Source organism: Streptomyces sp. V4I23 (assembly GCF_030817975.1).
Lineage (GTDB): Bacteria > Actinomycetota > Actinomycetes > Streptomycetales > Streptomycetaceae > Streptomyces.
In genome coordinates this window covers 5548404-5562520 of sequence record NZ_JAUSZW010000004.1, presented here as the reverse complement: position 1 = coordinate 5562520, position 14117 = coordinate 5548404, and the positions used below count along the sequence as shown (strand labels likewise).

The 14117-nt window shown below is 70.3% G+C and carries 11 protein-coding genes, 1 pseudogene and 1 riboswitch; of the genes and pseudogenes, 5 read left to right on the top strand and 7 right to left on the bottom strand.

Annotated features, from left to right (window positions below; all coding sequences use genetic code 11):
* Positions 1-7: 7 nt before the first annotated feature.
* The gene (gene cobG / locus QFZ82_RS27550; protein WP_307715709.1) at positions 8-1429 is read right to left on the bottom strand and encodes a precorrin-3B synthase; all 1422 of its coding nucleotides are present in this window, start codon (positions 1427-1429) and stop codon (positions 8-10) included.
* Positions 1430-1542: 113 nt separating this feature from the next.
* Positions 1543-1633, top strand: a riboswitch (cobalamin riboswitch).
* Between the two features lie 54 nt (positions 1634-1687).
* On the opposite strand from cobG, the gene cobN reads away from it, so the two are divergent.
* From cobN to QFZ82_RS27530, 4 genes and pseudogenes are all read left to right on the top strand, one after another.
* Positions 1688-5323 (top strand): cobaltochelatase subunit CobN, encoded by a 3636-nt coding sequence (cobN, locus tag QFZ82_RS27545; RefSeq protein WP_307715708.1) that lies wholly within the window; start codon positions 1688-1690, stop codon positions 5321-5323.
* Between the two features lie 45 nt (positions 5324-5368).
* A complete protein-coding gene (locus QFZ82_RS27540; protein WP_307715707.1) occupies positions 5369-5809 on the top strand; it encodes a VOC family protein in 441 nt (146 codons plus the stop codon).
* A 158-nt stretch (positions 5810-5967) separates the two neighbouring features.
* On the top strand, positions 5968-6768 hold the full coding sequence (locus QFZ82_RS27535; RefSeq protein WP_307715706.1) for an SAM-dependent methyltransferase: 801 nt from the start codon (positions 5968-5970) through the stop codon (positions 6766-6768).
* Positions 6722-7302: pseudogene (locus QFZ82_RS27530) on the top strand (DUF664 domain-containing protein); the annotation flags it as partial. The gene QFZ82_RS27535 and the pseudogene QFZ82_RS27530, both read left to right, overlap by 47 nt.
* A gap of 126 nt (positions 7303-7428) precedes the next feature.
* Here the strand turns inward: QFZ82_RS27530 and QFZ82_RS27525 are convergent.
* The 5 genes from QFZ82_RS27525 to QFZ82_RS27505 all read right to left on the bottom strand — a co-directional run bounded on the left by QFZ82_RS27525 (position 7429) and on the right by QFZ82_RS27505 (position 12318).
* A complete protein-coding gene (locus tag QFZ82_RS27525; RefSeq protein ID WP_307715705.1) occupies positions 7429-8820 on the bottom strand; it encodes a glycosyltransferase in 1392 nt (463 codons plus the stop codon).
* On the bottom strand, positions 8817-8993 hold the full coding sequence (locus QFZ82_RS27520) for a hypothetical protein (RefSeq protein WP_177150028.1): 177 nt from the start codon (positions 8991-8993) through the stop codon (positions 8817-8819). Before QFZ82_RS27520 ends, QFZ82_RS27525 begins: the two co-directional genes overlap by 4 nt.
* Positions 8994-9367: 374 nt before the next feature.
* Positions 9368-10699, bottom strand: coding sequence for a phosphatase PAP2 family protein (locus tag QFZ82_RS27515; RefSeq protein WP_307715704.1), 1332 nt, complete (start codon positions 10697-10699; stop codon positions 9368-9370).
* A 673-nt stretch (positions 10700-11372) separates the two neighbouring features.
* Entirely contained in the window at positions 11373-12017 is a 645-nt protein-coding gene (locus tag QFZ82_RS27510; protein WP_307715703.1) for a dihydrofolate reductase family protein, read from the bottom strand.
* 46 nt (positions 12018-12063) lie between these two features.
* A complete protein-coding gene (locus QFZ82_RS27505) occupies positions 12064-12318 on the bottom strand; it encodes a hypothetical protein (RefSeq protein WP_307715702.1) in 255 nt (84 codons plus the stop codon).
* 139 nt (positions 12319-12457) lie between these two features.
* Between QFZ82_RS27505 and QFZ82_RS27500 the strand changes: the two genes are divergently transcribed.
* Positions 12458-13186 carry a DUF6193 family natural product biosynthesis protein gene (locus QFZ82_RS27500; protein WP_307715701.1) on the top strand — a complete coding sequence of 243 codons (729 nt, stop codon included), beginning with the start codon at positions 12458-12460 and terminating at the stop codon, positions 13184-13186.
* A gap of 21 nt (positions 13187-13207) precedes the next feature.
* Here the strand turns inward: QFZ82_RS27500 and QFZ82_RS27495 are convergent.
* Positions 13208-14028, bottom strand: a protein-coding gene (locus tag QFZ82_RS27495; protein ID WP_307715700.1) for an IS5 family transposase whose coding sequence is annotated in 2 segments (ribosomal slippage) — positions 13208-13678 and positions 13681-14028 — 819 coding nt in all. Because the reading frame shifts where the segments join, the coding sequence is not laid out codon by codon here.
* Positions 14029-14117 lie beyond the last annotated feature (89 nt).

The window sequence follows — 14117 nt, the reverse complement described above, 5'->3', positions numbered from 1 at the left end:
CTCTCGCTCACTTCGTCGGTCGTTCGGTGGGGTCGGTGGGGTCGGTGCGCGCCGCCGCGAGGGCGTCGGCGAGCTCGGTCAGGGGGACGGTGTGCCGCGGTACTCCGGGTGCGGTCAGGTCGTAGCGGCCGTCGCCGGTCGCGACGACGTCCACCCAGGCGCCCTGGGGGTGCCCGCAACGGCGTTCGCAGCCGGACCAGTACACAGGCAGCCCGCCCGCGCCGGCGGCGATGCGCGCGGTGGCGTCGGCCCGTACGTCGGCGAGGGACTTGGCGCAGCCGGGCCGTCCGGTGCAGGCGCCGACGCCGGTCCAGGGCGAGTCGGGCCCGGTGACGAGGCCCGCGTCGGCGAGGCCGGGCAGGAGTGCGCCGGGAACGCCGGGAAGGACGACGCCGCGCCAGGGCGTGACGCGCAACTCGCCGGTGCCGTACGTCTCGGCGGTCCGGGCGAGCAGGCGCCACTGCGCGACACGCATCCGTCCGAGGGCGACGCCGACGTGGAGCGAGGCGGCGCCTCGCGCGCCGTGGACGACACCGGGCACGGGGGTGGCGGGCTCGCCGCCCCGTCCGGGCCCGGCGGCCACGTCGGCGTCCTGGCCGCGCGCGGCCGGGACGGCGTCCGGTCCCGGCCCGGACCGGGGCAACACGGACGCACCGGGCGACGCGTCAGCACCCGCACCCGCACCCGCACCCGCACCCGCCGCGATACCCGCGTCGCCCAGCCGGCGCGCGAGTTCCTGGCGCGACACCGCGTACTCCGGAGGGAGTTCCCGCACCCGCCACGCCCTCGTGCCGCCGGCGTCCGCCGCGTCCAGGAACGCCTCGGCCGCGAGCAGCAGCGCACGCGCGCCGTCCTGCCTGCCGACCGTCAGCGTCTGCTCGCCGAGCAGGACCCGCACCCGCGTCCCGCCCGGCTCTGCGAGCAACATCACATCCGCGCCGAGCCCCGCCATGTCCCCGCGGCCGTCGTCCAGCGCGAACAGGAACCGGCCCGACAGCGCCGTGGCCCGCTCGCTCGCGCACAGCAGCGCGTCCAGTTCGCGTACGAGCGGCTGCACGTCGAGGTGTCCGCGGCCGTCCAGCCCGGACAGCGGCGAGGCGACGACGTTGCGCACGCGCTCGTGGGCGGGCGCGGGCAGCAGACCCGCCGCGTCCAGCAGTGCCGCCAACTCCCCGCCGCAGCCCCCGCCAAGGCCCCTCAGCTGAAGGTTGCCGCGGGACGTGATGTCGAGCGCGCCGTCGCCGAGCCGCTCGGCCGCGTCGGCCAGCGCGTACGCCTGCCGGGCGCTCAGCACCCCCGCGGGCACGCGGACGCGCGCCAGCGCACCGTCGTCCGCGGTGTGCAGTCGCAGCGCGCCGGGGCAGGCATCACCGCGGTCCCGTACGGGAGTTTCGTCCCGGTCCGGGCGGTTCGAGGGGGCCGATGGCATGGCGGCGAGCATACCGACCATCACACAGGCCACCTGCTGCCGGAGACGTGACGGCCCTTACTATGCTGAACGGCGGGCCACACGGTCCGTCACCGCCGAAGACGGCGTCAGGGGAGGAAGCCCGGTGAGATCCCGGCGCGGTCCCGCCACTGTGAGCCCGGCAGCAGCGCAGCACGCGCACGCGACCGGGTGAGCCAGGAACTCCCGCCGTTTTCCACCGCCCGGGGCGCGGAAACCCCGAGGAAGGCCAGACGTCGCATGCCGCTCTCTTCCGAGGGACTGCCCTCGCAGCCCCGCATCCTGCTTCTGTCGACGTCCGACACCGACCTGCTCAGCGCCCGCGCGGCAGCCGGACCGGTCGCGTACCGCTTCGCGAACCCCTCCCGCCTCCCGGTCGAGGACCTCCCCGGCCTCCTGGAGGGCACCGACCTCGTCGTCGTACGCCTCCTCGGCGGGCTGCGCGCCTGGCAGGAGGGCATCGACCTGCTCCTGGCCCAGGACCGCCCGGTCGTCGTCCTCACCGGCGAACAGGCCCCCGACGCCCAGCTGATGGAGACCTCCACGGTCACGATCGGCATCGCGGCCGAGGCCCACGCGTACCTCGCGCACGGCGGCCCTGCCAACCTGGAGCAGCTCGCCCGCTTCCTGTCCGACACCGTGCTGCTCACCGGCCACGGCTTCGAGCCCCCGGCGGCCGCGCCCACCTGGGGCCGCCTGGCGCGCACCCCGCGCCGGGAGACCGACGGCCCGCTGATCGCCGTGCTCTACTACCGCGCCCACCACATGAGCGGCAACACCGCCTTCGTGGACGCCCTGTGCGGTGCGATCGAGGACGCCGGCGGCCGGGCCCTGCCCCTGTACGTGGCGTCGCTGCGCGCCCCCGAGCCGGAGCTGCTGGAGCAACTGCGCAGCGCCGACGCCCTGGTGACCACGGTGCTCGCGGCGGGCGGCACGCGCCCGGCCGAGGCGTCGGCCGGCGGCGACGACGAGTCGTGGGACGCGGGCGCGCTCGCGGCCCTGGACGTGCCGATCCTCCAGGCGCTGTGCCTGACGGGCCCGCGCTCGGCGTGGGAGGACAGCGACGAGGGTCTGTCCCCGCTGGACGCGGCCAGCCAGGTGGCGGTGCCGGAGTTCGACGGCCGGCTGATCACGGTCCCGTTCTCGTTCAAGGAGATCGACGAGGACGGCCTGCCGGCGTACGTCGCCGACCCCGAGCGCGCCGCCCGCGTCGCCGGGACGGCCGTGCGCCACGCCCGGCTGCGCCACATCCCGAACGCGCGCAAGCGCATCGCGCTGGTCCTGTCCGCGTACCCGACCAAGCACTCCCGCATCGGCAACGCGGTCGGCCTGGACACCCCGGCCTCCGCCGTAGCCCTCCTGCGGCGCCTGCGCGCCGAGGGCTACGACTTCGGGCCCGAGGCGGACATCCCGGGCCTCGTCTCCGGCGACGGCGACGAGCTGATCCACGCGCTGATCGAGGCCGGCGGCCACGACCAGGACTGGCTGACCGAGGAGCAGCTCGCCCGCAACCCGGTCCGTATCCCGGCGGCCGACTACAAGCGCTGGTACGCCGAGCTCCCGGCCGAACTGCGCGAGGCCGTGGAGGAGCACTGGGGCCCGGCGCCCGGCGAGATGTTCCTGGACCGGTCCCGCAACCCCGAGGGCGACATCGTGCTGGCGGCCCTGCGCCGCGGCAACCTGCTGATCCTCATCCAGCCGCCGCGCGGCTTCGGCGAGAACCCGATCGCGATCTACCACGACCCCGATCTGCCGCCCTCGCACCACTACCTGGCCGCCTACCGCTGGATCGCCGCGTCGGCCGACGACGGCGGTTTCGGCGCGGACGCGATGATCCACCTGGGCAAGCACGGCAACCTGGAGTGGCTGCCGGGCAAGAACGCGGGCCTGTCCGCGGCCTGCGGCCCGGACGCGGCACTCGGCGACCTCCCGCTCGTCTACCCGTTCCTCGTCAACGACCCGGGCGAGGGCACCCAGGCCAAGCGCCGGGCGCACGCCACGCTGGTCGACCACCTGGTGCCGCCGATGGCGCGGGCGGAGTCGTACGGCGACATCGCGCGCCTCGAACAACTCCTGGACGAGTACGCCCAGATCTCCTCCATGGACCCGTCCAAGCTGCCCGCGATCCGCGCGCAGATCTGGACGCTGATCCAGGCGGCGAAGCTGGACCACGACCTCGGGCTGGACGACCGCCCGGACGACGACGGCTTCGACGACTTCCTGCTGCACGTCGACGGCTGGCTGTGCGAGGTGAAGGACGCGCAGATCCGCGACGGTCTGCATGTCCTGGGCGGCGCGCCGACCGGCCCGGAGCGGGTCAACCTGGTCCTGTCGATCCTGCGCGCCCGTCAGATCTGGGGCGGTACGACGTCGCTGCCGGGCCTGCGGGAGGCGCTGGGCCTCGACGAGTCCGCGGCGACCCGGACGACGGCCGACGAGGCGGAGGCCACGGCCCGCGCGCTGGTCGAGGCGATGGAGGCGGCGGACTGGGACCCGGACGCGGTGCCCGCCTCCCACGGCGAGCAGGTCGCGGCGATCCTGCGCTTCGCGGCGCTCGAAGTGGTCCCGCGCCTGTCCCGTACGACGGACGAGATCACCCACGCGGTCCACGCGCTGAACGGCGGCTTCGTCCCGGCGGGCCCGTCCGGCTCGCCGCTGCGCGGCCTGGTCAACGTCCTGCCGACGGGCCGCAACTTCTACAGCGTCGACCCGAAGGCCGTCCCCTCGCGCCTCGCCTGGGAGACGGGCCAGGCGCTCGCCGACTCCCTCCTGGAGCGCTACCGCGCGGACAACGGCGAATGGCCCACGTCCGTCGGCCTGTCCCTGTGGGGAACGAGCGCGATGCGCACGGCGGGCGACGACATCGCCGAGGCACTCGCCCTGCTGGGCATCCGCCCGGTGTGGGACGACGCGTCGCGCCGCGTGACGGGCCTGGAGCCCGTCCCGCTCGCGGAGCTGGGCCGCCCGCGCGTGGACGTCACCCTGCGCATCTCGGGCTTCTTCCGGGACGCGTTCCCGCACACCATCGGCCTGCTGGACGACGCGGTGCGCCTGGCGGCCTCCCTGGACGAGCCGGCCGCCGAGAACCACGTCCGCGCCCACACCCAGGCCGACCTGGCCGAACACGGCGACGAACGCCGCGCCACGACCCGTATCTTCGGCTCCCGCCCCGGCACGTACGGCGCCGGCATCCTCCAGCTGATCGACTCCCGCGACTGGCGCACGGACGCGGACCTGGCCGAGGTCTACACGGTGTGGGGCGGCTACGCGTACGGCCGCGGTCTGGAGGGCCGCCCGGCGCGCGCCGAGATGGAGACGGCGTACAAGCGGATCGCGGTCGCGGCGAAGAACACGGACACGCGCGAGCACGACATCGCGGACTCCGACGACTACTTCCAGTACCACGGCGGCATGGTGGCCACGGTCCGCGCCCTGCGCGGCACGGCCCCCGAGGCGTACATCGGCGACTCCACCCGCCCGGAGACGGTCCGCACCCGCACTCTGGTCGAGGAGACGTCCCGCGTCTTCCGCGCCCGTGTGGTCAACCCCCGCTGGATCGAGGCGATGCGCCGCCACGGCTACAAGGGCGCCTTCGAACTGGCGGCGACCGTCGACTACCTCTTCGGCTACGACGCGACGACGGGCGTGGTCGCGGACTGGATGTACGACAAGCTGACCCAGACGTACGTCCTGGACCCGGTGAACCGCGCCTTCCTCCAGGAGGCCAACCCCTGGGCCCTGCACGGCATCGCGGAACGCCTCCTGGAGGCGGAGTCCCGCGGCATGTGGGAGAAGCCGGACCCGGCGGTGCTGGAGGGCCTGCGGCAGGTGTTCCTCGAGACGGAGGGCGACCTGGAGGACGGGGCGGACGAGTAGGCCGGTCCGGTGGGCGCTGTCCGTGCCCGCCGGTACGGTCCTGCCATGACAGCGAGAATCGACCTGACCCTCGACTGCTCGGACGCGCAACTCCTCGCCGGGTTCTGGAAGACGGCGCTGGGCTACATCGACGAGCCCCCGCCGCCCCCGTTCACGACACGCGAGGAGTGGCTCGCCCAGTTCGACCTGCCGGACGACGACTCGGAGGCCGACGGCGCCTGGCTCTGCGACCCGGACGGCGTCGGCCCGCGGCTGTCCATCCTCAAGGTCCCCGAGCCCAAGACGGCGAAGAACCGGCTCCACATGGACGTCCGCGTCCCGGGGCACGGCACACCCGAGCAGAGGTGGGAGCGGATCCGGGCGGAGTCGGAGCGGCTGGTCGCGGCGGGCGGCAGCGTCGTGGAGGTCTTCGACGGGCACCACGTCCTGATGGCGGACCCGGAGGGCAACGAATTCTGTGTCGGGGCGGGGCCGGCGACGGCCTGAGAAACGCCTCTCCCCTTCCTCGGGTGCGTAAATCCCTTACGCTGACGACCGGTTGCATCAGCCCGGGACCCGGCCTGCCCCCGGACTTGCTGGTCGGCGCCCCGTACCGCCCCACGAACCGCTTCCCAGGAGGGTTTCTCGTGTCGGAACACCACCCCATGTCTGACGCTGCCGCGGAGATACGCGCCCGGATCGACACGAGCAGGCCGCACTCCGCCCGCTTCTGGAACTACTTCGTCGGCGGCAAGGACAACTACGAGGTCGACCGTCAGACCGGCGACCACATCAAGCAGATCTTCCCGGGCCTGGTCGACGTGGCGCGCACGAGCCGGCACTTTCTCGGACGGGCGGTGACGCACCTGGCGGGCGAGCAGGGCATCCGGCAGTTCCTGGACATCGGCACCGGCCTGCCGACCGCCGACAACACCCACGAGGTGGCGCAGCGGGTGGCGCCGGACTCGCGCATCGTCTACGTCGACAACGACCCGATGGTGCTCGCCCACGCCCGCGCCCTCCTCACGAGCACGCCCGAGGGCCGCACGGCGTACCTGGACGCCAACCTGTACGCGCCGGACGACATCCTGAAGGCGGCGGAGTCCACGCTCGACTTCTCCGAGCCCGTCGCACTGATGATCCTCAACACACTGGGCCATGTCGCCGACTACGCCGAGGCGCGCGACCTGGTCGCGCGGCTCATGGCGGGTCTGCCGTCCGGCAGTTACCTGGTGATCAGCGACAGCACCTCGACGAGCGACGGCATGATCGCGGCGTCGAACGCGTACAACCAGAGCGGCGCGATCCCCTACTACGTGCGCGGCGTGGAGGAGATCGCCGGCTTCTTCGACGGCCTGGAGCTGACGTCCCCGGGCGTCGTCCAGGTCACGCAGTGGCGCCCGTCCGGCACCGAGGACGATGCGCCGACGGTGGACGCGTACTGCGGGGTGGGCCGCAAGCCGTAGCCCAGGCGCCCACGCCCCGCCGCCGCACCGGCCGGCGGGGCGGCGGCCCAACTCCCCTGCTGGTACTGCCAGTACACTCCCGGCCATGCCAGCAGCCGAGCCTCCCCTCGCGGGCGACGAGACCGCCACCCTCCTGGGCTCCCTGGAACGCCGGCGCGCGACCCTGTTGTGGAAGTGCTCGGGGCTGGACGCGGCCGGAATGCGGGCGAGGGTCGGCGCGTCCGCGATGACGCTGGGCGGACTGCTGAAGCACGTGGCCCACGTCGAGGACGCGAACTTCTCCCGTCTGCTGCTCGGCAAGGAGCATCCGGGACCGCCGTGGGACACGGTGGACCGGGAGTCCGACCCGGACTGGGCCTGGCGCTCGGCCGCCGAGGACACCCCGAGCAGCTCGTCGCGCTCTGGCAGGAGGCCGTGTCCCGCTCGCGCTCCCTCGTCCGGGAGGCGCTGACCACCGCGGGACCCGAGCAACTGGGCCGCTTCACCACGCCCCGTGACGAATCCCCCAGCCTTCGCCGCATCCTGATCGACCTGATCGAGGAGTACGCCCGCCACGTCGGCCACGCGGACCTCATCCGCGAGTCGGTCGACGGCCTCACGGGCGAGGACCCACCGGGCCGAGAGGGCCTTGCGGCGGGGCGCACCGCCCTGGCCCCTCGTCTATCCGGCGAGGTCGAGCTCAACCTTCTGCCGGGTGCCCCAGCCGGTCTTGTAGCACGTCGCCATGGCGTACCAGCGCACGACCCGGAAGACGGTGAAGGCGAAGATCTGGGCGACGGGGGCGGCCAGGAAGGTCAGGAAGTGGGACCAGAACGGGTCGTCGCTGCGCTTGAAGCCGAGGTACCGGAGGGCCTGTCCGTACCCGATGAGCACCGGGATGAGCAGCAGCTCCCACATCCACGCCTGCTCCACAGCGGGCAGATAGACGAACAACACCACGAAGATGACGGTGGACAGCACCATCTGTATCCAGCCGAGCAGGTGCCCCCAGTACGCGTAGTTGTCCAGGCGCAGGTATCGGAAGCGCCAGAAGGTGCGGATGAAGGCTCCTCGCATCCACCGGGTGTACATCCGGAACAGCTGGCTGAAGTTGTCGGGCATCAAGGTGGTGGCGAAGGCGGTGGGCTGCTGCACTGCCTTGCCCCGCTGAAGGGCGTAGATGGTCAGCATGGAGTCGTCGGAGAACTCGACCTTGCGGCCCAGGAAGGTCTCGTTGAGGTAGCCGTCCAGGTTGTCGTCCAGGATGCCCGCACGGTAGGCCGCAAGAACGCCGGAGTTCACCAGGACACCACCCAGGGCGCTCTGCGCCGACCGGTCCACCAACTGGCCCACGACGAACCACAGATCGGTCATGCGCACGAGCATGTCCCTCCACCTGCGCTGCCGCCCTTGGCCGTTGACATTGCCGCGCAGGTTCGAGGCGAGGACGATCCCGGCTACCGACTGGATGTCCTTGTCCGCGAACGGCTTGAGGATCTCCGCGAAGGCGTGCTCGTCCAGGTTCGCGTCCGAGTCGACCGTCACGTAGATGTCCGTGGTGACGCCGGCCTGCTGGGCGCCGGTGACAGCAAGACCCTGGGCGTGGCGCTTGCCGGGTGTGGGAGTGGACTCCCAGATGAGGGGGATCCCCAGCGCTGAGCACTGCTTCTCGAACCAGGCTTCGACAGCGGAGTAGTCCACCGAGTTGTCGTTCTCGATGACGATGATGCACTGCGGCAGGCGGGACTGGCGCAGGATGGAGGCGAGGCATTCCCTGAACGCGTTGGGGCCCTCGTTGCGGACCGGGATGGGGACGGTGACCCGCAGCTGTTCGAGCTGCTTCTGCTGCCGCGGGGTGACCTTCTTCGGCCGTTCGGAGAAGTACAGGACGCACTGCCACATCAGCATGAGGAAGGCGAGCGCGTAGACGGTGGCGAAGTGCTGCCCCTGGCCCTGCCAGGTGGTGATGCCGGAGTGGATGTGGCGGACCAGCCAGACGGAAAGGGCCGCCCCCGAGAGGGCGACCCCTGCCAGAATGCGGGTCCGAGTACGGCGTACTCGGATCAGATTCATACCTCAGAAACCCCCTTGTTCCTGCGGTAGCTCGTTCGGACGAGGACGGCGCCACCGATGACGATCAGGACAGCCAAGGCCAGCAGCCACAGCTGCTGGAAGGCGATCCCACCCACGGTGATGGCTCCGGCTCCGGTAGCGGCGAGGCTGCCGCTCCCCCCTGTGTAGTTCATGTGTGCTGCTCCTGGATGGACGATGTGGACAGGTGACCCGTCCCGCTCGCCGTGGGGGGAGGGGCGAGTGGATATGGAACGTGTCTGCACGTGTCCTCACCCCTGCCTGCCGGCCATGCGTGGGGCACGGCTCACAGGCGGTGGGGAAGGGCGAGGAGTCAACTCATCGGATACTGATGGTACTTACACAGTCACACCGATGCCCCATGATTCGACCACTTCTTCATCACAATTCGAAGATCCAGGCAGATCCGGGGACACCTCCCCGCGCCCGGGCCCGGCGGCTCGCCCTCCATGACCGGACTCCACACATGAGCTCACCCCGTGGCCGTCAGGCATCAGGCACGGATCGGGCACGTCGCGCCTCCTGGTCCTCAGCTCCGGCCCGCTCGGTCGGCGGCGACCATACCGGCCGCACTCGACTCCACCAGTTCGGGCCGCGGTTCGCGTCGCGGTTCCGGCAGATGCACCGACGCGGCCTTCCGATCCCACAGATTGGTGGTCCGTACGTAGCCGTAGACCACTGAGGTCATCGCCAGGACGAGCAGCGGCCCGAACACCCACGGACGTTCGGCCATCTCCACCGACAGATAGCGATACGACACCAAGAGCGCAGCGAAGACCACGGTGCCGTAGACGACCATCCGGATACCCGGCCGGTCCCAGCCGCGGTCGAGCGCGCGCAGCGCCGTCTCGATCGTGAGCGTGAAGACCACACCGGCGATGATGTCCGCGCCGTAGTGGTAGCCGAAGCCCAGTGTTGCGCCGAGCGTGGCGATCAGCCAGAACGCGCCCAGGAAGCGCAGAGCCCACGGGCCCTTGAGGGAGTGGATGAAGATCGCGGTGGCCCACGCCGTGTGCAGACTGGGCATGCAATTGCGCGGGGTGATCCCGTCGAAGGGCATCGGGTGCGGGGTGCCGACCGGCGGCGGCGTGCCCGGCCACAGGTCGGCCACCGCCCAGTGCCCCCCGTCGGCACCGTAGACGAAGATCGGTCCGACCACCGGGAAGATCATGTAGATGCCCGGCCCGAGCAGGCCGATGACCAGAAATGTGCGCACCAGATGATGGCCCGGGAAGCGGCGCTCTACCGCCACGTTGCGCAGTTGGTACAGCGCGACGATTACCGCAGCCACCGCGAGCTGGACGTAGACCCAGTCGAGGACGTGGGCGCCGACCGAGCCGGTGGCCTCGACAATCCGGCCCACCACCCATGACGGGTCGCCCAACGCGTGATCGGCGGTTGCCACGTACTGGTCGAGCACCGTCGGGCGCGTCTTCGACGTGATCAGCAGCCAGGTGTATCCGGTCTTGCGGCCGGCCACCAGCAGCAGGGCCAGTCCGACGCCTTTCAACAGCAGGACGCGGTCACGGCCGGTGCGGCGCGTGACGGCGATGACGGCACAGGCCAAAGTCACCCACAACGCGCCGTTGCCGATCATCATCTTGGCGTCGACAGCCCACCGCACAAGCCAGAAGACGACGTCGATGCCGACCGCGGCGCCGAGCGCGATGAACCGCTGCCGCCAGGTGAGCACCACCATCATCAACGCCATGCTGACGTACAGCACCGTCCCCGATTTGGGGGCGAATATCACCTCTCGCGCCTGGTCGGTGATCGGCCCCCGCTCGCCGTACCGACGCGCGGTGATCTCCAGTGCGATGAGGAATACGAGGCCCACCGCACCCACCGCGCCCCACAGCATGACGCGTGGTTGACGCCATGCAGCCAACCGAGGGCTGCCGCCTCGCCGCGAAGACCCTCGCGCTAGTGTGGATATCAATTCTTCAGCCGTTTTGTGTTATTTCAATATGACCAATATGAGCTCGAACATGCTAGCGGAACAAGGGCGTTTCGCTGATCACGGGTAGGTCAAATACAGCGATCGGCTCCCTTGCCCGCGGCATGACCACGGCGGTCACGTAGCGCCGCGCGGCCCCGGATTGGGGCGGCGGGACAGCTCCGTGGAGGGGAGGGCGGGTGTCGGTGCGGGGGCTTGAGCCCTCAACCCGGAAGAGTGCGTGGTCCGTCCGGTCGCAGGCTGGCCGCGGTTCACCGTGATTCCCCGCTCTGTCCGGCATGGAACCGGCACGGTCCTGGCCTCGTGTCCCACATAGTGCTGTGACCGGAAAGGTTCGCCGGGTTGGCGGTCATGTTCCGCTGCAGCAGGTCGTGATCAGCGTTGGCCGTATCCCGACCTGTTCAGTTGGGTGCTGCCCTTGAGGCGCGCGGCAGCCAAGCAGGTCCGTTGCCCATGTGGCTGGTCGGTGGTTGTAGGCGAGTACCTCGGTGTGCAGTGGTGACTCGCCCACAACTACGCGTTCCTTCGCTGAAACGCTCGCATCGGCCGTGCTGAGATTCCCGAGTGGTCCCTCGGGTCACTTTCGCCAGAACAGGTGGTGCGTCACGCCGCTCGGGCTGGGCACGACCTCGAGATGGAACCGGTCGAGCAGTTCATCGGGCGACTCCCAGAGACGTAGTCCGGACCCGAGCTTCACCGGCGAGACAGCTACGTGCAGGGTGTCGACGAGGTCGGCATCAAGGAACTGCCGGATGGTGGTGACCCCGCCGCCGAGTCGGACGTCCTTGCCCTGCGCCGCTTCCCGCGCCCGTTCCAGGACCGTGATCGGGCTGCCGTCGACAAAGTCGAACGTGGTGTCGGAGAGCGTGATCGAAGGGCGCTTGTGGTGAGTCATGACGAACACCGGGGTGTGAAACGGGGGCTCGTCACCCCACCAGCCGCGCCAGTCATGGTCGTGCCAGGGCCCCCGCTGGGGGCCGAACTTGTTGCGGCCCATGATCTCGGCGCCGATGTTGCGTGCGAAGTCTCGCGTGAAGTAGTCGTCGAGGCCGCGACTCCCTCCGGAGTCGGTGCGCATGGGCCAGCTCGCCGTGGCACCGGCCCAGGCGAACAGCCTCTCGGGATTGGCGTGGCCGAACGGGCTCTCGAGGCTCTGGTGCTCACCGGCGCCGATTCCGTCACTTGAGACGCTGAAGTTCATGACTCTCAGTAGCTGATCCACGTGTTTCCTCATCAGGTCCTCTCACATTCCTCGTACGGCAATGCGCCTACATCAGGGCGTCGAACGGGACGTGGCCGGATCGACAGCCGCCCGTGAGTTTTTCCAAGGTGTGCCCGGCGTCACAGTTCACGTGCGTCGTTCGGCGGCATCCCGGTGCCCGCTGATGCGGCGCCGGGCCGGCAAGAGGCGCGCGGACGGCACTCTCGTCTGCACCGGCCAGCCCATCAGGCTGCGGCTCGAAGGGGGCGCGTCCGCCCCAGTGGATGCCCTTCTCGCTGCGGATGCGGATGCGGATGCGCATGCCTTCTTTGCGTTGCGCGGCGAGCACGTCGGGGTGACGGGCGTTGGCATTGCGCCAGCGCGAACAGTGACACCTGGCGCTGCACGATGACCCTTGGACACCGTTTCTTTTCGTTGTCCCGAGACGCCACACTGCTGAGGTGAACCCTGACCTTTATCCCGATCTGGCGGCTGCGGGCACCTTGGCCGCCGCTCTGGAACGCGTGGCAGTCGAACTGGCCGTGGACGTGAACGTGGTGCCCGACGGCTGGGGGACGTCGGTCTCGGCGGTCAATCCGCCGCCTGTGCCGTTCCGTCGGCCTCTGTCCGTTGCTCTCGGAGCGAAGGAGCGCATGTTCCTGCTGTGGGGCAGGAGCCGAGGGGTCGAACTCATCAGCGGATCGACAACAGACCTCAGGGACGTCGTACTGGCGGCAGTGGCCTGGGGGGAGGGCAGGAGCCTGAGCGAACTGCACGAGCTCTTTCCCTTCATGTCCTCGGACGAGCGCGCGAAGGCGCATGAACGCGGTCCAGCGGCGGTGGTGGACCTCCAGTGGCGGCTGTTGAGGGAACAGGCAGCTGGTGAGCCTGGGTTCCCAGAGTTCGGCCTGCTGGTGGAAGCGGCGTATGCCGAGCCGCGGCTCAGGCGGCTGTCGGCGTTCTCCAGTCACTGGACGCTGGGCTTCAGCGCCAGCACTGGTCGTTCGTCCAAGGTGGAGGTCGCTGTCGTCCCCGCGTGCAACGGCCGCCCCTATCGGGTTCAGGAGTTCGTTCACGACGGCGGCGTGATCGGTGAAGCCGAAACGGCTGATGAGGCTGTTGCTCTGGCAACTGCTCACCTTCCAGTGGGGCTCGGCCCAGCCGTCGCCGGACCTGACGACGCCCTGTGATGGGGCTGGCATCTCAATGGGTCAGACACTGGTTTGGTTGATGAGCCGACGGTAGCCGATGAGGGTTGCGGCTATGCCGACGAAGGCGAGGAAGTGTTCGGCCTTGCGCTCGTAGCGGCGGTGGAGCCTTCGGCAGCCAGCCAGCCAGGACACGGTTCTTTCGACCACCCAGCGATGTCGGCCCAGCCGCTGTGAGGACTCGACGCCCTTGCGGGCGATGCGTTGGCGGATGCCCCGCTTGCGGAGCCATCGGCGCAGGTGGTCGTAGTCGTAGCCCTTGTCCGCGTGCAGTTTCGCTGGCCTCCGGCGCCGGGGCCCGCGGCGGGACCGGATGGGCGGGATGCCTCGCACGAGCGGCTCCAGGCCCTGACTGTCGCGCATGTTCGCGCCGGAGATGCCCAGAGACAGTGGCAGTCCGTTCCGGTCGGTGATCAGGTGGATTTTCGATCCCAGCTTGCCGCGGTCGGTCGGATTCGGTCCCGTCAGTGGCCCCCTTTAGCCGCCCGCAGACTGACCGAGTCGATCGCGCACCGCGACCAGTCCAGCTCACCCCGCGCTCCGAGTTCATCGAGGAGCACCCGGTAGAGCCTGGCCCAGACCCGGTCCCGGCTCCACTGAGCGAACCGGCGGTAGACCGTGGGCCAGGCAGGACCGAACATCGGCGGGAGCTGCCGCCAGGTACAGCCCGACGTCGCCACGAAGATGATCGCGGCCAGGGCCTCACGGTCACCGACCCGGCGCCGGCCCCCACCCTGCGGACGTACCACCACTGTCGGTGGCACCACCCGCCTGAACAACACCCACAACTCGTCCGGAACCAACCGCTCAACGAGATCCGTCATGCACGGATCAACGAACGATCACGCCCATAAGAAACGACGTCTTAAGCAACCCGCACACCCACGACTGCGGGGCGGCACGGAACCCATCC